18 protein-coding genes and 2 pseudogenes are annotated in these 21,723 nt (G+C 63.9%); 6 read left to right on the top strand and 14 right to left on the bottom strand.

All coding sequences use genetic code 11. The annotated features are described in order from the left end of the window. Positions 1-127 precede the first annotated feature (127 nt). A complete protein-coding gene (locus OX459_RS24025) occupies positions 128-2,239 on the top strand; it encodes an EAL domain-containing protein (protein ID WP_099665478.1) in 2,112 nt (703 codons plus the stop codon). Here the strand turns inward: OX459_RS24025 and glcF are convergent. The 3 genes from glcF to OX459_RS24010 are packed head-to-tail and all read right to left on the bottom strand — an operon-like array spanning position 2,232 to position 6,052. After that, on the bottom strand, positions 2,232-3,470 hold the full coding sequence (glcF, locus tag OX459_RS24020; RefSeq protein ID WP_289906820.1) for a glycolate oxidase subunit GlcF: 1,239 nt from the start codon (positions 3,468-3,470) through the stop codon (positions 2,232-2,234). The two genes, OX459_RS24025 and glcF, sit on opposite strands and share 8 nt — an antisense overlap. Positions 3,471-3,474: 4 nt before the next feature. Continuing rightward, positions 3,475-4,545 carry a glycolate oxidase subunit GlcE gene (gene glcE, locus OX459_RS24015; protein ID WP_289906819.1) on the bottom strand — a complete coding sequence of 357 codons (1,071 nt, stop codon included), beginning with the start codon at positions 4,543-4,545 and terminating at the stop codon, positions 3,475-3,477. A gap of 16 nt (positions 4,546-4,561) precedes the next feature. Further along, entirely contained in the window at positions 4,562-6,052 is a 1,491-nt protein-coding gene (locus OX459_RS24010; protein WP_289906818.1) for an FAD-linked oxidase C-terminal domain-containing protein, read from the bottom strand. 150 nt (positions 6,053-6,202) lie between these two features. Here OX459_RS24010 and OX459_RS24005 point away from each other — a divergent pair, with 150 nt between their 5' ends. Then, positions 6,203-6,757, top strand: a complete 555-nt coding sequence (locus OX459_RS24005) for a cob(I)yrinic acid a,c-diamide adenosyltransferase (protein ID WP_099665482.1) — start codon at positions 6,203-6,205, stop codon at positions 6,755-6,757. A 55-nt stretch (positions 6,758-6,812) separates the two neighbouring features. Here the strand turns inward: OX459_RS24005 and OX459_RS24000 are convergent, their stop codons facing one another. From OX459_RS24000 to OX459_RS23960, 9 genes are all read right to left on the bottom strand, one after another. Beyond that, positions 6,813-7,004 carry a hypothetical protein gene (locus OX459_RS24000; protein ID WP_099665484.1) on the bottom strand — a complete coding sequence of 64 codons (192 nt, stop codon included), beginning with the start codon at positions 7,002-7,004 and terminating at the stop codon, positions 6,813-6,815. A gap of 93 nt (positions 7,005-7,097) precedes the next feature. Continuing rightward, the gene (locus OX459_RS23995) at positions 7,098-7,289 is read right to left on the bottom strand and encodes a hypothetical protein (protein ID WP_289906816.1); all 192 of its coding nucleotides are present in this window, start codon (positions 7,287-7,289) and stop codon (positions 7,098-7,100) included. A 31-nt stretch (positions 7,290-7,320) separates the two neighbouring features. Further along, positions 7,321-7,701: a glutaredoxin family protein gene (locus tag OX459_RS23990; protein WP_289906815.1), complete on the bottom strand. Its 381-nt coding sequence runs from the start codon at positions 7,699-7,701 to the stop codon at positions 7,321-7,323. A gap of 78 nt (positions 7,702-7,779) precedes the next feature. After that, entirely contained in the window at positions 7,780-7,965 is a 186-nt protein-coding gene (locus OX459_RS23985; RefSeq protein WP_289906814.1) for a hypothetical protein, read from the bottom strand. 265 nt (positions 7,966-8,230) lie between these two features. Continuing rightward, positions 8,231-9,370: a cytochrome c peroxidase gene (locus OX459_RS23980; protein ID WP_289906813.1), complete on the bottom strand. Its 1,140-nt coding sequence runs from the start codon at positions 9,368-9,370 to the stop codon at positions 8,231-8,233. Positions 9,371-9,456: 86 nt separating this feature from the next. Then, entirely contained in the window at positions 9,457-11,598 is a 2,142-nt protein-coding gene (locus OX459_RS23975; RefSeq protein WP_289906812.1) for an FUSC family protein, read from the bottom strand. A 131-nt stretch (positions 11,599-11,729) separates the two neighbouring features. Beyond that, on the bottom strand, positions 11,730-13,601 hold the full coding sequence (gene dxs / locus OX459_RS23970; protein ID WP_289900412.1) for a 1-deoxy-D-xylulose-5-phosphate synthase: 1,872 nt from the start codon (positions 13,599-13,601) through the stop codon (positions 11,730-11,732). Then, entirely contained in the window at positions 13,602-14,501 is a 900-nt protein-coding gene (locus OX459_RS23965; protein WP_289906811.1) for a polyprenyl synthetase family protein, read from the bottom strand. It abuts the gene before it with no gap. An 8-nt stretch (positions 14,502-14,509) separates the two neighbouring features. After that, the gene (locus OX459_RS23960) at positions 14,510-14,761 is read right to left on the bottom strand and encodes an exodeoxyribonuclease VII small subunit (protein ID WP_251351026.1); all 252 of its coding nucleotides are present in this window, start codon (positions 14,759-14,761) and stop codon (positions 14,510-14,512) included. A gap of 405 nt (positions 14,762-15,166) precedes the next feature. Here OX459_RS23960 and OX459_RS23955 point away from each other — a divergent pair, with 405 nt between their 5' ends. Together OX459_RS23955 and OX459_RS28070 are read left to right on the top strand one after the other, a co-directional pair. Beyond that, the gene (locus tag OX459_RS23955) at positions 15,167-16,267 is read left to right on the top strand and encodes an aromatic ring-hydroxylating dioxygenase subunit alpha (protein WP_092612841.1); all 1,101 of its coding nucleotides are present in this window, start codon (positions 15,167-15,169) and stop codon (positions 16,265-16,267) included. 57 nt (positions 16,268-16,324) lie between these two features. Further along, positions 16,325-16,717: pseudogene (locus tag OX459_RS28070) on the top strand (EamA family transporter); the annotation flags it as partial. Here the strand turns inward: OX459_RS28070 and OX459_RS28065 are convergent. Then, positions 16,672-16,767: pseudogene (locus tag OX459_RS28065) on the bottom strand (hypothetical protein); the annotation flags it as partial. The pseudogenes OX459_RS28070 and OX459_RS28065 sit on opposite strands and share 46 nt — an antisense overlap. A gap of 493 nt (positions 16,768-17,260) precedes the next feature. Here OX459_RS28065 and OX459_RS23945 point away from each other — a divergent pair. After that, a complete protein-coding gene (locus tag OX459_RS23945) occupies positions 17,261-18,115 on the top strand; it encodes a sulfurtransferase (protein ID WP_289906913.1) in 855 nt (284 codons plus the stop codon). A gap of 62 nt (positions 18,116-18,177) precedes the next feature. Next, positions 18,178-19,698: a hypothetical protein gene (locus OX459_RS23940; protein ID WP_289906809.1), complete on the top strand. Its 1,521-nt coding sequence runs from the start codon at positions 18,178-18,180 to the stop codon at positions 19,696-19,698. A 109-nt stretch (positions 19,699-19,807) separates the two neighbouring features. Here OX459_RS23940 and OX459_RS23935 read toward each other — a convergent pair whose 3' ends face one another. Next, a complete protein-coding gene (locus tag OX459_RS23935; protein ID WP_289906808.1) occupies positions 19,808-21,550 on the bottom strand; it encodes an ATP-binding cassette domain-containing protein in 1,743 nt (580 codons plus the stop codon). Positions 21,551-21,723: the final 173 nt, after the last annotated feature.

Raw genomic sequence — 21,723 nt, 5'->3', positions numbered from 1 at the left:
TTCATGCTTGATATCAATATTGTGTTTCAAATAGCAAATATCGGTGATAATGTTTACATAATTATTCGCAGATATCGATCATAAAACGATGCCAGTCTTTGGGAAAATATTATCTTCATGGATGCGGATGGGCAGTTATTCCCGCCTCTTCATCCCTATTACCTTCCTGATACTCGCCGTTTCCGCCTTTCGCTATCACGCCCTGCTCGGGACGGAAACGGCGCTGGCCAATGCCCGCTACCAGAGCGAAGCCCGGCAACTCGACCTGTTCCTGGCCAATAGCGTGCTGCCGCTGGCCGTGCATACGGACCGGCATGCGATGCACGACAGCGTGCGGCAAGTGCTGCGCAGCGCCCTGCCGCTGAACCGCAGCCTCGCCGCCATGCGCTGGGATACGGCTGGCGCGCATGTCGAAGTGCTGGCCGACAACAAGCTGACCGATACGCTGGCCGACGGCGTGCCGGCGTGGTTTGCACGCCTGGCGGGCATGGCGGCCATCCGCAGCCGCCTGACGGTGGCGCTGCCGGATGGCGGCGACGGCATCCTCGACGTGCATTACACGCCCGGCCTGCCCCTGGCGCAGGTATGGCAAAGGGTGCGCGGGCAGGCCGTGCTCAGCACCATCAATATCGTCCTCGTCTTCCTCCTGCTGGGCTTGATCCTGGCGTCGCACCGCAAGCTGCTGGCGCGGCTCGTGCAGGCGACGGACCGCTTCCGCGATGGCAACTTCGCCGTGCGCCTGGCGGCCGGCGCCACGCCCGAAGCGCAAGCCGTGTCGCAGTCGTTCAACGGCATGGCCGGCGATATCGAAGAACTGCTGACCTCGCTGAAGACCAGCCAGCGCCAGCTGGGCGAACAGTTGAACGAAACCGTGCACATGCAGCAGGCGCTGCAAAAGCTGTCATGGCAAAACTACAATGACGTGCTGACGGGCTTGCCCAACCGCGCCGCGCTGGCCGCCCGCTTCGAACAGGAGCTGTTCCTGGCGCGCGAACGCCAGCGCCTGCTGGCCGTCTGCCTGTTCGACCTCGACCATTTCCAGGCCATCAACGACCGCTACGGCGCCGAAGCGGGCGATGAAATCCTCAAGCAGGTGGCCGGCCGCCTGCACGGCTTTACGGGCCAGATCCACTACGCGGCACGCCTGGGCGGCGATGAATTCGTCCTGCTGCTGTGCGGCCAGGCCAGCATCGCCAGCATCGAACAGAACATCACGCAATTGCTGCAGGAACTGAGCCGCCCCTACCAAGGCGACCAGCAGGCGCTGCACGTGACGGCCAGCGTCGGCATCGCCGTCTACGCGGGCAAGGACTTGAATACGGAAAGCCTGCTGCGCCACGCCGACCACGCCGTCTACCAGGCGAAACTGACGGGGCGCAACCAGTACCACTTCTTCGACACCAACCTCGATGAAGAAGTGCGCACCCACCACAACCAGCGCACGGAAGTGCGCCAGGCCCTGATCAATGGCGAACTGCGGCTGTACTACCAGCCCAAGGTGAACATGCGCGCCGGCACGGTGGTGGGCATGGAAGCGCTGCTGCGCTGGCAGCACCCGCGCCGCGGCGTGCTGGCGCCCGCGCAATTCCTGCCGCTGGTGGAACAGACGGATTTGATCATCGACATCGGCGAATGGGTGCTGCGCCAGGCCCTGTGGCAGATGCAGCGCTGGGTCGCTTGCGGCAAGCACTGGGTCGTCAGCGTGAATATCGCGGCGCGCCACTTCCAGCAACCGGACTTCGTCTCGCGCCTGGAAACCATCCTCGGCGAATTTCCCGGCGTGCGCGCCAGCATGCTGGAACTGGAAATCCTCGAATCGTCGGCCCTGCACGACATCGAAGACGTGCGCCGCATCATCCGCGCCTGCCAGGCGCTGGGCATCACGTTTGCGCTCGACGATTTCGGCACCGGCTATTCGTCGATGTCATATTTAAAACGCCTGCCGGCGAATATCGTCAAGATCGACCAGAGTTTCGTGCGCAACATGCTCAACGACCGCGACGACCTGCACCTGGTGCGCGCCGTCATCGGCCTGGCCCGCTCCTTCAGCTTGACGGTGATCGCCGAAGGCGTGGAAAGCGTCGAGCATGGCGCGCGATTGATCCAGCTGGGCTGCGACCTGGCGCAAGGCTACGGCATCGCCCGCCCCATGCCGGCCGACGCCGTGCTGGAGTGGGCGAACAATTTCATCCCGGCGCCGCAGTGGCGCATCGCCCAATACAGCGAAGTGCCTATTTGACCGGGGTCAAGGCAGAGTCGATCAATTCGATCCAGTGCCGCACGGGCGTCTCCGTGCCCGACTGCAGGTGGCTCAGGCAGCCGATATTCGCCGACACGATCATCTCCGGCTCGCACGCTTCCAGGTTCGCCACCTTGTTGTCGCGCAACTGTTGCGACAGTGCCGGCTGCAGGATCGAATACGTGCCCGCCGAACCGCAGCACAGATGGCTGTCGGCGCACAGGCGCACGTCGACGCCGACAGCGCGCAGCACCTGCTCCACCTTGCCGCGCACCTGCTGGCCGTGCTGCAGGGTGCACGGCGGGTGGTACGCCACTCTTTTGCCGATGCGCCCTTGCAGCAGCGCCACCAGCTCCGCCTCGAACGCGGGCATGATCTCGGACAAGTCGCGCGTCAATTCTGCGATGCGCCGCGCCTTGTCCGCATAGCGGGCGTCGTGCGCCAGCAGATGGCCATATTCCTTCACCGTGGCGCCGCAGCCGGAGGCCGTCATGACGATGGCTTCCGCGCTGTCCACGCAGTCGATATAGGGCCACCAGGCGTCGATATTGCGGCGCATGTCGTCCAGCGCCGCTTCCTGGTCGTTCAAGTGATGGCGCAGCGCGCCGCAGCAGCCCGCCTTCGGCGCGACGATCAGCTGCACGCCCAGGGCGTCGAGCACGCGCGCCGTGGCCGCGTTGATGTTCGGCGACATGGCCGGCTGCACGCAGCCGTCGAGCAGCAGCATGGTGCGCGCATGCCGGCGCGCGGGCCATGCGCCGGCCTTTTCTCCGGGACGCAGCTTGTCCTGCAAGCCTTTCGACAGCAAGGGCCGCAGCGCCTGCCCCGCCTTGTACACGGGCGTAAACAGCCAGCGGCGCGGCAAGGCTTCCTTCAGGGCGAAGCGCAGCGCCCGTTCGCGCAAGGGGCGCTGCACGCGCTGCTCGACGACGTTGCGGCCGATGTCGACCAGGCGCCCGTACTGCACCCCGGACGGACAGGTCGATTCGCAGTTGCGGCAGGTCAGACAGCGGTCCAGGTGCGTCTGCGTCTTGGCCGTGACGGGTGCGCCTTCGAGCACTTGCTTGATCAGGTAGATGCGTCCACGCGGGCCATCAAGTTCATCGCCCAGCAACTGGTAGGTGGGACAGGTGGCCGTGCAAAAGCCGCAATGCACGCAGGCGCGCAGAATGGCTTCGGCTTCGTCGCCTGCCGGCGTGTTCTTGATGAAATCGGCGAGATTGGTTTGCATGCGCTCAAGTCATTCTGTGCGGGTTGAAGATGCCGGCCGGGTCGAAAGCGTGCCGCAGGCGCTGGTGGATTTTTTCAATGGCCGGCGCCAGCGGGTGGAACACGCCCACGGCCTTGTCGCCGCCGCGGAACAGGGTGGCGTGGCCCCCAAGCGCGGCCACGGCCTGGCGGATATGCTGGCTGCCTGCCGCATCGGCGTCGCCGTCGAGCTTGAGCCAGCGCTGCGCCCCGCCCCATTCGATCAGCTGGCGCCCCTTTACAATCACGGCGCTGGCGTGCGGCGGCAGCGACAGGCGCCACAGGCTGCCCGCGCCCGCGAAGAAATCGTGCGTCTGTTCGCGCACGGACAGCCAGAAGGCGGCCGCGTCTTCCTGCACCAGCAGCTCGCCATTCAAGGATTGCAGGGCCGCCGACACGGCCGCCTCGGCGCCGGACAGGCGCACGTTCAAGACGCCGTCATGCCAGCAACTGGCGGAAATGGGCAGCGGCTTGCCCGCCCATTCATTGAGCAGGCGCAAGGCGGCGATTTCCGCGCATTCCAGGCGCAAGGTCGCTTCGCGCAGCGGCAAGGGCAGCACCTTCAGCGACACTTCCAGGATCAGGCCCAGGGTGCCCAGCGAGCCCGCCAGCAGGCGCGAGACATCGTAGCCGGCCACGTTTTTCATCACTTGTCCGCCGAAGGCCAGGCGCTGGCCGTGGCCATCCATCAGCACGGCGCCCAGCACAAAGTCGCGCAAGGCTCCCGCGCTGGCCCGGCGCGGGCCGGACAGGGCGCTGGCGACGACGCCGCCCACCGTGGCGCCGGACCCGAAATGGGGCGGTTCGAAGGCCAGCATCTGGTTGCGCGCGGCCAGCGCCGCCTCGATCTCGGCAAGCGGCGTGCCGCAGCGGGCCGTGATCACCAGCTCCGTCGGTTCATAGTCGATGATGCCCGCATACGCGCGCGTATCGAGCACTTCGCCTGCCAACTGCTGGCCATACCAGTCCTTCGTGCCGCCGCCGCGCAGGCGCAAGGGGTGGCCTGCCGCGCTGGCCGCCAGGATCTGCTGCCTGAATTGTTCCGCTATCGCTTGCAAAAGAGTCTCCGGAAAATTAAAAACGGGGCAGGTTGGCGAACGGCAGGCGTCCCGCCGTCACATGCATCTTGCCGAATTCGGCGCAGCGGTTCAAGGTGGGAATCGCCTTGTCCGGGTTCAGCAAGGCATGGGGATCGAAGGCGCGCTTGACGGCAAAGAAGGCATCGAGTTCGGCGCGCGTAAATTGCACGCACATGGAATTGATCTTTTCCATGCCCACGCCATGTTCGCCCGTGATGGTGCCGCCCACGGCCACGCACAGGGCCAGGATGTCCGCGCCAAACGCTTCGGCGCGCTCGAATTCGCCGGGCATGTTGGCGTCGAACAGGATCAAGGGGTGCAAATTGCCGTCGCCCGCGTGGAACACGTTGGCGCAGCGCAAGCCATGCGTCGTTTCCATGCCGGCGATGCCCGTCAGGACTTCCGCCAGGCGCTTGCGCGGGATGGTGCCGTCCATGCAGTAGTAGTCGGGCGAGATGCGCCCCGCCGCAGGAAAGGCGTTCTTGCGGCCGGACCAGAATTTCATGCGCTCCGCTTCCGACTGCGACACGGCGATGGCGCTGGCGCCCGCCCCTTCCAGCACGGCCGTCATGCGGGCGATTTCCTCTTCCACTTCCTCGTGCGTGCCATCCGCTTCGCACAGCAAGATAGCGGCCGCGTCGATGTCGTAGCCGGCCTTGACGAACGGTTCGACCATGCGCGACGACGTCCGGTCCATCATTTCCAGGCCGGCCGGGATGATGCCAGCCGCGATCACGTTGGCCACGGCATTGCCGCCCGTGACGACGTCGTCAAAGGATGCCATGATGACCCTCGCCGTGGCCGGCTTCGGGATCAGCTTGACCGTCACTTCCGTGACGATGCCCAGCATGCCTTCGGAGCCGATGAAGACGGCCAGCAAGTCGAGGCCGGGCGAGTCCAGGCATTCGCCGCCCAGTTCCAGCACGTCACCATCAATGGTAACAACCCGCACGCGCAGCACATTGTGCACGGTCAAGCCGTATTTGAGACAATGCACGCCGCCCGAGTTTTCCGCCACGTTGCCGCCGATGCTGCAGGCGATTTGCGAGGAAGGGTCGGGCGCGTAGTACAGCGCGTAGGGCGCCGCCGCTTCGGAAATGGCCAGGTTGCGCACACCCGGCTGCACCACGGCCGTGCGCGCATACGCGTCAAGGCGCACGATGCGGTTCAAACGCGCCGTCGACAGCACCACGCCGTCGGCGATGGGCAAGGCGCCGCCCGACAGACCCGTGCCGGCGCCGCGCGGCACGATCGGCACCTTTAACGCGCGGCAGACGCCGAGGATGGCGATGACCTGTTCTTCCGTATCCGGCAACGTCACCACCATCGGCAGCTGGCGGTAGGCGGCCAGGCCATCGCATTCGTACGGGCGCGTATCTTCGGCGTCGGACAACACGCAGCGGGCCGGCAGCACGGCCAGCAGGGCCGCGACGACGGCTTGCTGGCGCGCGGCGGTCAATCCGGATTCAGGGGCGGCATTGAGCATAGGATGTGAGCAAAAGTGCATGGGCGTGCAACGATTGTAAGCACAAAAGCGGCGCGCAGCGCATTTTTTGTCCTATTTGCGGGCAAATCCGGGGCCAGGCGGCGCGCGGTGTCGTATGCTGCCCCCATTCTTCTTTACAGGATCGACATCATGGGCAACCGACTTTCGAAAATCGCCACGCGCACGGGCGACAATGGCAGCACCGGCCTGGGCGACGGTAGCCGCACCAGCAAGGACAGTGTCCGGATCCACGCCATGGGCGACGTGGACGAACTCAATTCGAATCTGGGATTGCTGCTGTGCGAAGCCATGCCCGACGCCTTGCGCGACGAACTGGTGGCCATCCAGCACGATCTGTTCGACCTGGGCGGCGAAATCTGCATCCCCGGCTACCAGTTGATCAAGGAAGAGCACGTGCTGCGCCTCGACGACTTGCTGGCGAAATACAATGCCGACTTGCCGGCCTTGAGCGAATTCATCCTGCCGGCCGGTTCGCGCGCCGCCTCGCTGGCGCATGTGTGCCGCACCGTGTGCCGCCGCGCCGAGCGCAGCATCGTCGCGCTGGCCAATGCGGAACCGCTGCACGAACATCCGCGCCAGTACGTGAACCGCCTGTCGGACCTGCTGTTCGTGCTGTCGCGCGTGCTGAACCGCTTTGCCGGCGGCAGCGACGTGCTGTGGCGGCATGACCGCACGCGGGGATAAACCGCCTACGCCGGCCTGGCCAGCGTACTGGCCTGCCGGCAAACTTTATTGAATGCTACTCTTGCGCGCAGCTGTTGTAGCACATCTGATGAATCTTGGTGCAGGCGCCTGGCGACCTTGGATGGTCGGTCATGCACTGGTCCAGCCCTTCATCGCATTGCGAATAGCATTCCGGCTCGCCGCCGGCGATCGCATACGAGGCGCTGAGGCCCATGGCAAACAAAAAGAAACCCAGTTTTTTAAACATCGGTACTCCTTTGCAGAAATGTCAGACGAGGGGCGACATCCATGGCGCGCCGTCTCTTACGCGCCATCCATAAACGGGTATGGCCTCCGCGCGTCAATTACGTGGCGGGCGCAGGCATTCCTTCTGGCAAGCCTGATAATTCTCCATGCAGGCCGGCTGGCCGAATTCCACGCAATCGAGCAGGTTGCGTTCGCAGACAAAGGTGCAGTCAGGGCCAAATGCCTGGGCGCTGAAGGACAGGGCGGCGCCGACGGAAAACAGAAAAGCGGCAATCTTTTTGGACATGGTCAGCCTTTCAGGTGAATACGTTGAAACGTCAGATTTTCTTCAGCGCCGCTTCCAGCGCGCCCGTATTGAAACCCTGGATCTTGCGGTTGCCGATCAACACCACGGGCACGCCGCCGCCGCCGAGTTCTTCATGGGCTTTTTTCGCTTCCGGCGATTTCTCGATATCGAGGTCGACAAAGTCGATCTTGTTTTCCTTGAAGTACGCGCGCGTCTTGGCGCAATAGCCGCACCAGTCCGTGCCGTACAACACCACCTTCGCCTGGGCATTCGGGAAATACGCGGCGTAATTGCCTTCCGTGTAAGTCGATTTGAATAAACCAGGCAATAAAGACAGGCCATAACCGCTGCCCAGGCCGGCGGCCAATATCACGCCATACATGGCGATGGTTTTAATTTTTTTCTGCATCATAAGTATTGTCAGAGGCGAAAATGATCGATGGCGGACGACGCAGCATGCGCTTGCCGCCCGCCTTGCAACGCACGGGTATCAGGCACCGATTTCGCAGACTTTCAGGCAGGCTTTGTAACTGCCGATGCAAAATGGGGACCTCTCGCCATTTTGCATCGTGCATTCCCGCCATTCTTCCTCGCAGGCAGAGCAGCCGATATCCGAAGCGTAGGCATAGGAAGCACTCAATCCCAGGGTAAAAATAAATGCTGCAATCTTTTTCATTTACTACTCTCCATGTTGGCGATTGCCTCAGGCAATCGCGTCAGACCAGTCGTAAGAAATTTCATCTTTGCTTGCTACAAAATCGAATATAGACCGCACTTATTTTAGAGTCAACGTTTCCTTCTGATAAATTTCCAATTTGGAAAATATATCGGGAAAGCCCCTTGAATGTGGAATTTGGAGAGATTGGGAGGCGCCAAACGTCTATACAATGTCGGCGCCGCAAGCAGGTAAAGGCCGGCTGCGGGCGCAGCCGGCCGAGCGGCTACAGCACTTCCAGAAAACTCTTCAACGCGATGATTTCATCGGACGTCAGCTGCAAGCGCTGCAGCAGGGGCGACGTGACGGGAAACTTCGGATCGGCCGCCTGCTGTGCGTTCTGCGGCACGGGGCGCGACATGCCCGCGTTGTACATGTTCAGCAATCCCACCATCTGCGGGAACAGGCCGTTGTGCATCCACGGCCCCGATTGCGCCACACCGCGCAAACCGGGCGTGCGGAACTTGCCCACGTCCTCATCCTTGCCCGTCACCAGGTAGCGTCCCAGGTCTTCATATTTCTTGCGCCCGTAATACGTCAATCCAAGGTTGTGGAATTGCTGGTCCGTCAGCAAGGCGCCGCTGTGGCAAGTCATGCAGCGCGCCTTGGTGCGGAACAGGTGCAGGCCCAGCAGCTCGCGGTCGTTCAAGTCCACGCGCCGGCCTTCCAGGAAGGTATCGAAACGGGTGACAGGCGGCAACAAAGTGCGCTGATAATCCGCCAGCGCCGTCAGGATGCGCGGCAGGGTCACGCCGGCGCCCCGGCCGAAGGCGGCGTCGAACTGCGCCGGATAGTCATCGAGCGCGGACAGCTTGGCCGCCAGGGCCGGCACGTCCATGGCCATCTCGTCCGGATGCTGCAAGGGGCCCAGCGCCTGCTCTTCCAGGGTGGCGGCGCGGCCATCCCAGAACAGCGACTTGATCTGGCCCACGCCCAGCAGGCCCGGCGCATTGCGCTGGCCCAGCCGGCCTTCGTGGCCGACGGAGGTGCGCTTGCTGTCGGCAAAGCTGTGGTCGGGACTGTGGCAGCTGATGCAGGCCACCGCGTTCGCGCGCGACAAGCGCGGGTCGTTGAACAAGCGCTGCCCCAGCGCCGCGACGGCCGGTGCCACGGGCGGCACAGGTATGGCCGAGACGGGCGCCATTTCCGCGGCGGCCACGCCAACGGGCAGGTGCGGACGGGGCCAGTCGGCAATGGGACGGGCATACGCCTGGCGCAGACAGGCTGCATTCCAGCCCGCCGGCGTGGCGCAAACGGTGGTAGTGGCTTCGCGCGCCGCCGCATCCCCTCCTGCAGGCAATCCCACTGTCATGGCCAGCAGCGCCGCGGCCACCCATCCGGTCTTTCCTGCTGTAAATCTATACACGTCGCTCATTCCTCTTTTGTACGCTGGCTTCGAGCAATGATAACCAGCAACATGGCAACAGCACAGCGAAAGGGGACAGGGCTTGTCTATTCGGCGATCTGCGTCAATTTTCCCGGCGTTTCCTCCGCCTGCGCCTGCACATGTTCGCGCAGCAAGCCGCGCAGCAACTGCACCTGCGCCACGGCATCGGCCTGCAGCGGCGTCAGGCTGTCGGCAATGCACGGACCAGGCCCGCTGGCGTCGGCGGCGCCGCGCAGCAAGGCATCGATTTCCCCGCTGACGCCGGCGATCCACTGCTGCAGTGCGGGCGGCGCCGGCTCGGCCTGGGGACTCAGGCTGATGCGCGCCGTGCTGCCCGCCACGCGGCGCAGCAGCGGCAAGGTACGCAACGCCGCCAGGCCCACGCCGCTGCTGCGGTCCAGGCGGCGCTCGATGCGCAAGCGCTGCAAGACCTGTTCCGCGTTATTGCTGGCCAGCCCCGCCTCGCGGCGCAGGCGCGCGATGGCGCTGTCCCATTTTCCTCCGGCCGCCAGCACGGCCAGCAGGTATTTCAGGTTGGCCGACACGGCCTTCGCCAGGCGCTGGTCCAGGTCGTCCGCCTCGCGGTCGGGCCACAGGAAAAACGTGGCCAGCAAGGCCAGCACGCAGCCCAGCACATTGTTGCCCAGGCGACTCATCGCATACACCATCTCGCTGGCCGGCGCCGCATAGTCGGCCACCAGCACGAAGGCGGGCGTCATGAACAGCACGTGCAGGCTGTAGCTGACGCGGCGCAAGGCCATGGTGGCGACGATCAGGGGAAACACCACCAGCGAGATGCCCAGCGGCGTGTAAATGACCAGGCCGATCAGCACGGCCAGCACGGCGCCCAGCACGCTGCCCGCCACCCGCTCGATGCCGCGCGGCCAGGTGGTCGACACGGACGGCTGCAGTATCAATAAGGTCGCCATGGTGGCCCAGTAGCCGAACGGAATGTGCAGCGCCTCGACCAGCAGGAAGCCAGCCGTCGTCGCCAGCGACACGCGCGCCGCATGGCGCCAGCTCAGCGACTGCGGCGTGGCGTTGACTTTCGCCGTCTGCCACGCCTGCCCCAGCGCCAGGAAAGCCGCTTCGCGCCACGGCAGCTGCGCCGCGCGCGGCAAGCCCAGCTCCATGAAGTCCACGTTCAGGCGCAGCGGCAGCAAGGCGCCCAGCGCCGCTTCCAGGCGCCGTCCGCAGCCAGCCAGGCGGCGCTGCAATTCCAGGGGCGGCGTTTCCGGCTGGCGCTGCACGGCTTGCCCCAGGCGGCGCAGCAGCACGGCCATCACTTCCAGGCTGCGCCGCGCGCGCGGGTCCTGGCGCAGGCGCTGCTGCTCGCGCTCGCACGTATGCGTGACGGCGATCAGATAGGCGAAGATGCGCTCGGCGTCGCTGAGCGCCAGCAGCAGGTTGTCGTACAGGGCGCTGCGGCCCGCGCGCGCGGGCGGCACGGCGGCCAGCGCCACGCGCGCCACCTCCAGCGCGGCGCGCGCCTGCGAACGGTAGCTGGCGCCATGCGCGGCAACGTCCGCCTGCGCCGCATCATGTGCGAGGAAGCGCGCATTGTCGCGCGCGATGCCGGCCAGGCGCGAATACGCGGCGCGGATGGCGCGCCGGCTCGGGCCGAACGGGTGGATGCGCCAGACGGTAAAACTGAGCACGGTGGCGAACAGGCAGCCGAACATGTACAGGCCCAGGAAAGGCGCCGTCTGCGTCATCGATGCCAGCGGATGCGTAACCATCACCACGCAGGCCGTGGCGGCCAGGATGGCCACTTGCGCCGTGGCCGCGCCCCAGATGCGCGCCAGCGCGCCGGCCCAGGAAAACAGCAGCACGGCGATGGCGGCCGTCGCCACGCCATGGCCGGCCGCCAGCGCCGTCAGGCCGCCGGCCACGGTCGACAGCAAACCGAAGCCCACCATCGAGACGAAGCGCATGCGCCGCGTACCGGCCGCGTCGGCCAGGCACGTCCAGAAGGCGCCGATGGCGGCCCAGGAAAAATCGGGATGGTCGAACAGCAGGCCCAGCAGCAGCATGGCGCTCGAGGCGCACGCGGCCCGCAAGCCTTCGGACAGGTTCGTTTCATCGATGGCCAGGCTGACCATCCACAGGGGACGGCGCTGCGCCAGGGTGTCGGTATAGGCGTGCACGCCCGTCAGCCAGCGGCCGGACAGTGCGCGCGAACGGCGGTGAAGTTTCCTGAGATACAAGTTGGACTTTGAAAGGGTATCAAAGCGTCATCGTAGCATTCCCCGGCGAAAAATGTTGCAGTGCAGCGTAAAATCCCCGAGGGTGAAAAAAAAGCGACACCGCGGTGTCGCTTTTCCGTATGCAAGCCAGCTTAGCTGACAGCTGCCAGGCGCGGCGGCTGCGTGCCGCCAAAGCGCTGTTCGATCGAGGCGGCGATGCCGCTGGCGTCCAGGCCGACGCTTTTCAGCAGTTGCACGGGGTCGCCATGGTCGATGAAGGTGTCGGGCAAGCCCAGCATCAGGATAGGCTTGACGATGCCCTCCGCCGCCAGCGCCTCGGCCACGGCCGAGCCGGCGCCGCCCATGATGCAGCCCTCTTCCACCGTCACCAGGTAATCGTGCTCGGCAGCCAGCTGTTTCACCAGCGCCACGTCGAGCGGCTTGACGAAGCGCATGTTCGCCACCGTCGCGTCGAGCTTCTCGCCCGCCGCCACGCTAGTCGCCACCATCGAGCCGAAGGCGAGGATGGCGATGCGCTGGCCCTGGCGCTTGATCTCGCCCTTGCCGATCTCGATGCTGGTCAGTTCCGGCACGATGGCCACGCCCGCGCCGGCGCCGCGCGGATAGCGGATCGCGGCCGGACCTGGGTAGTGGTAGCCCGTGGTCAGCATTTGCCGGCATTCGTTTTCATCCGACGCGGCCATGATGACCATGTTCGGGATGCAGCGCAGGAACGCCATGTCGTAGTTGCCCGCGTGCGTGGCGCCGTCGGCGCCCACCAGGCCGGCGCGGTCCAGCGCGAACGTCACGTCCAGGTTTTGCAGGGCCACGTCGTGGATCAGCTGGTCGTAGGCGCGCTGCAGGAAGGTGGAATAGATGGCCACGACGGGTTTCAAGCCTTCGCAAGCCAGGCCCGCGCCGAACGTCACGGAATGCTGCTCGGCAATGCCGACGTCAAAGTAGCGGGTCGGGAACTTCTGTTCGAACTTGACCATGCCCGAGCCTTCGCGCATGGCCGGCGTGATGCCCACCAGACGCTTGTCGTGGGCGGCCATGTCGCACAGCCAGTTGCCGAACACTTCCGTGTACGTCATCTTGGCGGGCGCCGTGGCCGGCTTGATGCCTTCGGCCGGGTTGAACTTGCCCGTGCCGTGGTACAGAATCGGTTCCGCTTCGGCCAGCTTGTAGCCCTGCCCCTTCTTGGTCACCACGTGCAGGAATTGCGGACCCTTCAATTGCTTGATATTTTGCAAGGTCGGGATCAGCGAATCGAGGTCGTGGCCGTCGATGGGGCCGATGTAGTTGAAACCGAATTCCTCGAACATGGTGGCGGGCACGACCATGCCCTTGGCGTGCTCTTCAAAGCGCTTCGCCAGTTCCAGCACGGGGCCGGGCAAGACGGACTTGCCGACGTTTTTCGCGGCCGCATAGAACTGGCCCGACATCAATCGCGCCAGGTGGCGGTTCAGCGCGCCCACGGGCGGCGAGATCGACATGTCGTTGTCGTTCAAAATCACCAGCAGGTTGACGTCTTCCTGCACGCCCGCATTGTTCATCGCCTCGAAAGCCATGCCGGCCGTCATCGAACCGTCGCCGATCACGGCGATCGCGTGCAGCGGGTCGCCCTTGATCTTGGCCGCTTGCGCCATGCCCAGCGCGGCGGAAATGGACGTCGACGAGTGCGCCGTGCCGAAGGTGTCGTATTCGCTCTCGTCGCGCTTCGGGAAGCCGGAAATGCCGTCTTTCTGGCGCAGGGTGTGCATGCGCTCGCGGCGGCCCGTGAGGATCTTGTGCGAATAGGTCTGGTGGCCCACGTCCCAGACGATGCGGTCGTGCGGCGTGTTGAAGACGTAATGCAGCGCGACGGTCAGCTCGACCGTGCCCAGGTTGGACGACAGGTGGCCGCCCGTCTTGGAAACGGAATCGAGCAGGAAGCTGCGCAATTCCTGGGCCAGCGGCACCAGTTGCGAGCGGGCCAGCTTGCGCACTTGCGCTGGTTCATTGATGGTTTCTAACAGTTTCATTTATGCCTTCCGCTGCACGACCAGGTCCGCCAGCTCGCGCAAACGGCGTGCCTTGTCCCCGAATGGCGCCAGCGCCGCATGGGCGTCGCACCGCAATTGTTCTGCCAGGGCTTTCGATGGTTCCAGCCCCAGTATCGATACGTAGGTGGGCTTGTTGGCGGCCGCATCCTTGCCTGCCGTCTTGCCCAGGGTGGCCGAATCGGCCGTCGCGTCAAGCACGTCGTCGACCACCTGGAACGCCAGGCCCACGGCGCGCGCATACGCGTTCAGCGCCGTCATGTCGTCCGCCGTCAAGTCCTTGCCGGCCAGCGCGCCGAGAATCACGGCCGCGCGCAGCAAGGCGCCCGTCTTGAGTTGATGCATCTGTTCCAGCTGCGGCAGGGTCAAGGCCAGGCCGACACTGTCGAGGTCGATCGCCTGGCCGCCGCACATGCCGGCAGAACCGGAGGCATGCGCCAGCAGCTTGATCATGGCCATTTGCCGCGCGGGAGGAATCGCCGCGCCGTCGGCCAGCAGCATGAACGCCTGCGATTGCAGCGCGTCACCCACCAGCAGGGCCGTCGCCTCGTCGTAGGCGATGTGCACGGTGGGTTTGCCACGGCGCAAGGCATCGTCATCCATGCAGGGCATGTCGTCATGCACGAGCGAATACACGTGAATCATTTCCAGCGCGCAAGCAGCGCGCGCGAGGGTATCTTGATCGGCATCAAACAGTTCGCCAGCCGCCATCACCAACAGCGGGCGCACGCGCTTGCCGCCGCCCAAGAGCGCATAGCGCATGGCAGCGTGCAGCTTGTGCGGCACGGCGTCCGCCGCCGGCAGGAACTGGTCGAGCCGGCCTTCCACGCCGGACTGGGTGCTTTGCATCCAGTCGCCGAAGGTAACGCCGTCTTGTTGCATGCTGGCCATCATTGGGCGGCCTCGCCGGCATCCGTGAACGGTTTCAACATGTCGCCTTCGAGTACTTTCACCTGCGCTTCGACACTGTCGAGCTGGGTAGCGCAATACTTGACCAGTTCCGAGCCGCGCTGATACGCCGCGACCGATGCTTCCAGCGGCAACTGGCCCGCTTCCATTTGCGTTACCAGCTGCGCCAGTTCCGCCATTGCCTCTTCAAACGAGGCCGGCACTGCGGCAGCGGCAGTTAATTTCTTCGACATAGACTCAGATCTCTTCGTGGCACGAGGGGCTTGTAGGGAGACGCCGGGGATTCCCGGCCAGCATAGAAGCGTTATTTTAGAACAAACCACACTATTAAGTGAAAACTAAAGCGCAATCGACGCGCTCAAAGTCAATAGCGTTGCCAGCTTGTCAGTAGATTTTAGCCGAATCGCCCCTCTGCGCCGGAAATTGCGCGCCAAATGACAATGCTTCTCATTAAAAGCCTATTTGCCGGGGGGTTTTGATAATGCCGAGGCCGATCCGCGCTATAATCGCCGGTTCTGTCCGAAATACCGTTTCAACAAATTTGAATTCAGGTCTTTGCGGATTCTTTCTCTCTGTAGCGGTTGCCCAGGGAATGGCCTGGGGCACTGCTGACCGTTGTACATTTATGGGGGGTTGGGATGTCCGATCTGGCTACTCACGCCAAGCTGGCGCGCTCAAACGCGCAACTTCCGGTCCACGTCTATTTTGACGAAACGCTGTTGCAGCGTGAAATGCAGCAATTGTTCCAAGCCGGCCCGCGCTATGTCGGGCACGAGCTGATGGTGCCGGAAACCGGCGATTTTGCGACCCTGGCGTCTGAGAACGAAGGGCGCATGCTCGTGCGCAACGCCAATGGCATCGAAGTGCTGTCCAACGTGTGCCGCCACCGGCAGGCGCTGATGTTCAATGGCCGCGGCAATGCGAACCATATCGTCTGCCCGCTGCACCGCTGGACCTACGACCTCAAGGGTGAACTGATCGGCGCGCCGCATTTCCCCGAGACGCCGTGCCTGAACCTGTCGAAAACGCCGCTGCAAAGCTGGAATGGCTTGCTGTTCGAGCAAAATGGCTACAACGTGATGGAAAAATTGAAAGATTTGTCCGTCTCGAAAGACCTCGATTTTTCCGGCTACATGTTCGACCACGTGGAAATCCACGAGTGCGACTACAACTGGAAGACTTTCATCGAAGTCTATCTGGAAGACTATCACGTCGAACCGTTCCACCCGGGCCTGGGCAGCTTCGTCAGCTGCGACGACCTGCGCTGGGAATTCGGCAAGGATTACAGCGTGCAAACGGTGGGCGTGCACCGCGGCTTGCAGCAAGCGGGTTCGCCTGCCTACAAGAAATGGCAGGAGCAGGTGCTGCAATTCCGCGGCGGCGAAGCGCCGCCGTACGGCGCCATCTGGCTGACCCTGTATCCGAACATCATGGTCGAATGGTATCCGCACGTGCTGGTCGTCTCGACCCTGTGGCCCGACGGCCCGCAAAAGACGCGCAACGTGGTGGAGTTCTATTACCCAGAAGAAATTGTGTTGTTCGAGCGCGACTTCGTCGAAGCGGAACGGGCTGCCTACATGGAAACCTGCGTCGAGGACGATGAAATCGCCCAGCGCATGGATGCGGGCCGCAAGGCCCTGATGGCGCGCGGCGTGAGCGAAGTGGGTCCTTACCAGTCGCCGATGGAAGATGGCATGCAGCATTTCCACGAGTGGTACCGCAACAATATCGAACTGTAATCCCTCAAGGGCCGCCTCGTGCGGCCTTTTTTTATCCCCGCGTTTTTCAGGAATCAGATGCAATCTCTTTGGATGCTGTTTGCAAGTTTCATGTTTGCCATCATGGGCGTGTGCGTCAAATTGGCGTCGGAGATGTATTCGACGTCCGAAATCGTCATGTACCGCGGCATCATCGGCATGACCGTCATGAGCTGCACGATTTTGTACCAGGGCGGCAGCTTTAAAACCACGATGCCGGGCCAGCATCTGTGGCGCGGCGTGGTGGGCGTGATCGCCCTGTGGCTGTGGTTTTATGCGATCGCCATCCTGCCGCTGGCCACGGCCATGACGCTCAATTACATGGCGCCCATCTGGATCGCCGTGATACTGCTGGCGGGCGGCTGGTGGAAGGCAACGAAGCAAGTCGAGTGGCCGCTGGTGGCGGCGATTGCCATGAGCTTTGTCGGCGTGACCCTGCTGCTGCAACCCGTGTTCGAAACGGACCAGGCGGCTGGCGCCATCACGGCCTTGATTTCCGGCATGTTGTCAGCCCTCGCCTACCTGCAAGTGCGCAAGCTGGGCTTGCTGGGCGAACCCGAATACCGGGTCGTATTCTATTTCTCGGTCGTCAATTTCCTCGCCGGCGTGATCGGCCACGTGGCCAGCGCCGGCGGCGGCCCCGTCGTCTGGCATGCGCACACGAGCGGCTACGGCATCGGCTTGCTGGCCGCCATCGGCCTGTGCGCCACCATGGCGCAAATGGCCATGACGCGCGCCTATCGCCTGGGCAAGACCCTCGTGGTTGCGAATCTGCAATACACGGGCATCGTCTTTTCCAGCTTCTGGGGCGTGGTGATCTTTGGCGACCTGTTCGACTGGCATGGCTGGGCCGGCATCGGCATCATTCTCGCTTCCGGCATCGCGGCAACCTATTACAATACCCGCAACACGGCCCGTGGCGCCGCGATCGCGCGCACGGATCCCATCGCCAGCGAAGTGTAAGGAGTCATGACCTTGTATACGACCTTGATCAACAGCAATGATTTGTCCAGCCACCTGAATGACAGCAACTGGGTCATCCTCGATTGCCGCCACGACTTGCTCAACCCGACGGCCGGCAGCGACGCGTTTGCCGCCGGCCACATCCAGAACGCCCAGTTCGCCGATATCGACACGGCCCTGTCCGGCCCCAAGACGGCGCGCGGCCCCGCCTTCACGGGCCGGCATCCCTTGCCCGACCGCAACGCCCTGCTGGCCACCCTGCGCGGCTGGGGCATCAATGACGACACGCAAGTGGTCGCCTATGACGGGCAAGGCGGCATGTTCGCCGCCCGTTTGTGGTGGCTGCTGCGCTGGGTCGGCCATCCAGCCGTGGCCGTGCTCGACGGCGGCCTGGCCGCCTGGCAGGCACAAGGCTTGCCGCTGGTCACGCCCGTGGCGCCCCGTCCTGCCGGCAAGCTCACGGAAAAAGCCAGCCTGACGCGCACGGTCACCGTGCAAGACGTCATCGCCAACCTGGAAACCCGGGCCTTGACGGTCATCGACGCGCGCGCCCCCGACCGCTACCGGGGCGAGAATGAAACCATCGACCCCGTGGGCGGCCACATCCCCGGCGCGAAAAACCGTTTCTTCAAGGATAATTTACAAGCGGACGGCCGCTTTAAAAGTGCCGAGGAACTGCGGCGCGATTTCAGCGCATTGTTTGATGCACCGCAAGCGGCCATCCTGCAATGCGGCTCCGGCGTGACGGCTTGCCACAACTTGCTGGCCCTGGAAGTGGCCGGCTTGCCTGGCGCGGCCCTGTATCCGGGCTCGTGGAGCGAATGGTGCGCCGACCCGGCGCGGCCCGTGGCGACTGGCCTGGCATAAGCCGGTGACGCGGCGCCGTACGGCGCCATATCGCCGAACTCTATCATCATCAGGAATGATTCATGCAACGATCCGCCTTGAGCGTACTGGCCAGCTTATGCCTGGCATTCAGCCTGCCTGCCGCCGCGCAAAAACCATTGGCCGCGTATGAACTGAAGGAAACCATGACCGTCAGGGCATTCGACCAGCCAGTGCTGCTTGAAAAACGCAACAGCTACGATGGCATGCTGGCGGACAAGGTGCAGGAAGGCGCAGCGACGCGCATGGCCGGCTATGCGCAGGCGGACCAGGCCATGACCCAGGCGCGCTATCCGGGCGCGCAACGCCTTGGGACCGCAGAATTGGCCGACTACCGGCCTGGCGCGCACATCACGATGGTAGACCGCTACACGATCGAGCATGCCGCGACCGCCTTGGGCAAAGGCTGGATCTTCGCATTCATGCCGGTGAATTTCGTTCAAGCAATGCATATCAAGGACGAGGCCGCGCGCGGCGTCCCGTTTGTCTTGCCAGGCGCGGGCAAGACGCTGACCTACACCTTTCAGATCAACCTGCCTGACAATGTCAGCGGTTTGCTCGACCCCACCACCACGCGCTACGACGGCGATTTCTTCACTTACAAACAGTCCCAGCAATTTCGCGGCAATGTGGCGCGCATCGCGCTGGAACTCACTTTCCTCGGCGATTCGGTGCCGGCGCGCGACCTGGACAAATTTCTTGCGCAACTGCAACACATCAGCAAGATGATGGACGGTTCCTTCAGTGTTCCGGAAATGTGGATCAACAGCAACAAACCGGGCACCGAGGCCAATACGCCGGGCCAGCGCATGCGCAGCAGCGTGGAAAAAGAGATCGCTGATCACAGCGCGACCATCGCGCGCAAGCCGGAAGACAAGCAGCAACTGGCCGAAGCCTATTGGTTGCGCGGCTCGTCCCATGCGGATCTGCAGCAAGCGGAACTGGCATGGGCGGACGTGACGCAGGCGCTGGCGCTGCGACCGTCGACGGCTGTCTACCATATGACGCTGGCATCGATCCAGGTGCAGCGCGGACAATTCCAGTCTGCCATCGAACAGCTGGAACAGGCGCGGCTGCTGGGCTACGATGCCTACGAAGTCGCTTACCAGCGCGGCCAGACTTATTACCAGATGGGCCAATACCGGCGCGCGCTCGACGACCTGGAACCGCTGGCTATCTCGGCGGCAAACATGGAGGCACAGCCGTATGCCAGGCTGTGGTATCTGTGGACGCTGGGTTCTGCCGGGCTCTCCTTGCCGGACGCGCTTAGGCAGGAATTGAACGCCGACGCCAAAGGCGTCTGGCCGCGCCCCGCCTATGGCCTGTTCACCGGCATCTCGACGCCGGAACAAGTGCTGGCGGCAGCCGACACAATGACGGGGGATGAGCGCCTGCTGTCCTTGTGCGAAGCGTATTTTAATGTCGGCCAATACTATCTGTTGAAGCAAGACCGCCTCAAAGCCAGGGAGTTTTTTGAAAAGACGGTTGCCACCGGCATGGTGATGTACGCCGAATACGGCAACGCACTGCTTGAACTGCGGCGCCTGGCGCAAACGCCGTCCTGATGCGGGCCAGGGCGAACCTGCCCTAGCCGCAGGCCTGCACCAGTTGCAACGCGCCACCGTAGCCCGTGGACGCCATCGCCGGCAAGCTGCCACGGGCGCCGGCACCGTACTAGGGCATGATGCCCAAGGCGCGGTTCAGGTACGCGATCTCCGCCTGCCACGCCTGCTGGCTGGCCAGCTTCTGGTGGCGCGGTTTTCTCGCCAGGTCTTGCGCCAGCAATTGCTCCAGCTCGCACAAGCGTTCCAGCTGCACGTCGATGTCGGTTTGCGCTGGCGCAAGCGCAGCCGTTTCCACGCGCGGCGCGGACCCCGGCGCTTGCCCATCCTCAAGACTCAGCCGCGCATACGCGCTGGCTGCATCGGGCCACTCTTCCAGCCCGCCGTCGGCCACCACCCAGTAGCGGTTGCAAGCCGTCTCGATCAGGTCGCGGTCGTGCGACACCAGCAGGCAGCCGCCCGCAAAGCCGCGCAGCGCTTGCCCCAGTTCCGCCTTGCCCTGCATGTCCAGGTGATTGCTGGGCTCGTCGAGCAGCAGCAAGTGATAACTGGCCAGCGACAGTCCCAGGAACAGCAGCCGCGCCCGCTCGCCGCCGCTCAGGGTCGCCACCGTCTGGCCATGGCGCGCATACGGAAAACCGGCCGCTATCAACGCCTGCTTGCGCGCCACCTGGCTGCGCGCAGCCTCGTTTTGCACGGCGAACGGGTACAGGGCGTCGGACAGGTCGGCCGTATCGGCCAGTTGCTTGAGCGACTGGTCGTAATAGCCGATGTTGGCCGCCTTGTGGTAGCGCAAGTCCGCACGTTCTTCCTGCGCCTGGATCGCTTGCCAGCACAGGCGCAGCAGCGACGACTTGCCGCTGCCGTTGGCGCCCAGCAAGGCGATACGGTCGCCCGGTTTCAACCACAGCTGGCCGACCTGGAACAGCACGGGAGACGTAGGCACGGCGCGCACGTCCAGTCCATTGAGCGCCAGCAGCTGGTCAGCCGCCAGCGCCTTGCCGCGCAGACTCAAGCGCCACGGCGCGCCATCGCTGACGAACGATTGCTCATCCTTCAACTTGTCGATGCGCCGCTGCATGGTCTTGGCCTTGCGCGCCAGGTCTTCATTGTCATAGGTGCGGCCCCACAGGGCCAGGCGGGCGCTGCTGGCAGACAGGCGGTCGATTTCCTTCTGTTCGGCCGCATGGCGGGCGGCGGCGGCAATATCGGCCTCGGCCAGCGCCGCCAGCGCGGGGCCGCACGGCAAGTCGAAATCGTAGAGACGGCTATCGCGCAAGATCCAGCTGCGCGTGGCCACGTTGTCGAGCAATCGCTGGTCGTGCGAGACGAGGATGAAGGCGCCGCGCCAGGCCAGCAGGAATTGCTCCAGCCACAGCAGCGACGGCAAGTCCAGGTGATTGCTCGGCTCGTCGAGCAGCAGCACGTTCGGCTCCTGCAGCAGGGCACGCCCCAGCAGCAATCGCGTGTGCTGGCCGCCGGACAGGGAATGCACGGGCACTTGCGCCGTATCAACGTCAAAGCCCAGTTCGGCCAAGAGGCTGTCGACCCGCCAATGCAGTTCCGGCTGCTCCAGCACGGGTGCCAGCAAGGCGTCGTACAGGCTCAGGCTGGCAAGTTCCGGCGGCAAGTGCTGCTCCACGTGCTGCAAGCGGCAGGCACGAGAATAGTGGATGGTGCCGGCAGTGGCTGCACGCGTGCCGCTGAGCAAGCCAAGCAAGGTGGATTTGCCGCAGCCATTGTGGCCGATCAGGCCGATGCGGTCGCCCTGGCGCAAGGTAAAGGCGAGTTCATTGAAGAGGAAACCGTCGTGGGTATCCAGTTGTAAAGCTTGTGTCGAGATCAGGGTAGTCATGGCTCTTGTCTTTGTTCGGGATGCAAGCATCCGCGTTAACAGGAGCGCTAACGACAACGGAGTACCAGGAAAGGACTCGTATAGGAGGGTGACTTTGCTCTGGCCAGGTTATCGCAGCGCGATAGAACGTGGGCAAGAGCTGGCAAATGCGCTTAAAGAGCGTGCGCGCCATA

The sequence above is a fragment of the Janthinobacterium sp. SUN026 genome, assembly GCF_030397625.1.
Taxonomy (GTDB): domain Bacteria; phylum Pseudomonadota; class Gammaproteobacteria; order Burkholderiales; family Burkholderiaceae_D; genus Janthinobacterium; species Janthinobacterium kumbetense.
The sequence above is the reverse complement of the archived record's forward strand: the minus strand, read 5'-3'. Positions and strand labels throughout refer to the sequence as shown.

Bases quoted from the DNA above. Each gene is read 5' to 3' on its own strand.
- OX459_RS24025 (WP_099665478.1), top strand. From the start codon at position 128: ATGGGCAGTTATTCCCGCCTCTTCATCCCTATTACCTTCCTGATACTC.
- glcF (WP_289906820.1), bottom strand. From the start codon at position 3,470: ATGCAAACCAATCTCGCCGATTTCATCAAGAACACGCCGGCAGGCGAC.
- OX459_RS24010 (WP_289906818.1), bottom strand. From the start codon at position 6,052: ATGCTCAATGCCGCCCCTGAATCCGGATTGACCGCCGCGCGCCAGCAA.
- OX459_RS24005 (WP_099665482.1), top strand. From the start codon at position 6,203: ATGGGCAACCGACTTTCGAAAATCGCCACGCGCACGGGCGACAATGGC.
- OX459_RS24000 (WP_099665484.1), bottom strand. From the start codon at position 7,004: ATGTTTAAAAAACTGGGTTTCTTTTTGTTTGCCATGGGCCTCAGCGCC.
- OX459_RS23995 (WP_289906816.1), bottom strand. From the start codon at position 7,289: ATGTCCAAAAAGATTGCCGCTTTTCTGTTTTCCGTCGGCGCCGCCCTG.
- OX459_RS23990 (WP_289906815.1), bottom strand. From the start codon at position 7,701: ATGATGCAGAAAAAAATTAAAACCATCGCCATGTATGGCGTGATATTG.
- OX459_RS23985 (WP_289906814.1), bottom strand. From the start codon at position 7,965: ATGAAAAAGATTGCAGCATTTATTTTTACCCTGGGATTGAGTGCTTCC.
- dxs (WP_289900412.1), bottom strand. From the start codon at position 13,601: ATGAAACTGTTAGAAACCATCAATGAACCAGCGCAAGTGCGCAAGCTG.
- OX459_RS23965 (WP_289906811.1), bottom strand. From the start codon at position 14,501: ATGCAACAAGACGGCGTTACCTTCGGCGACTGGATGCAAAGCACCCAG.
- OX459_RS23960 (WP_251351026.1), bottom strand. From the start codon at position 14,761: ATGTCGAAGAAATTAACTGCCGCTGCCGCAGTGCCGGCCTCGTTTGAA.
- OX459_RS23955 (WP_092612841.1), top strand. From the start codon at position 15,167: ATGTCCGATCTGGCTACTCACGCCAAGCTGGCGCGCTCAAACGCGCAA.
- OX459_RS23940 (WP_289906809.1), top strand. From the start codon at position 18,178: ATGCAACGATCCGCCTTGAGCGTACTGGCCAGCTTATGCCTGGCATTC.
- OX459_RS23935 (WP_289906808.1), bottom strand. From the start codon at position 21,550: ATGACTACCCTGATCTCGACACAAGCTTTACAACTGGATACCCACGAC.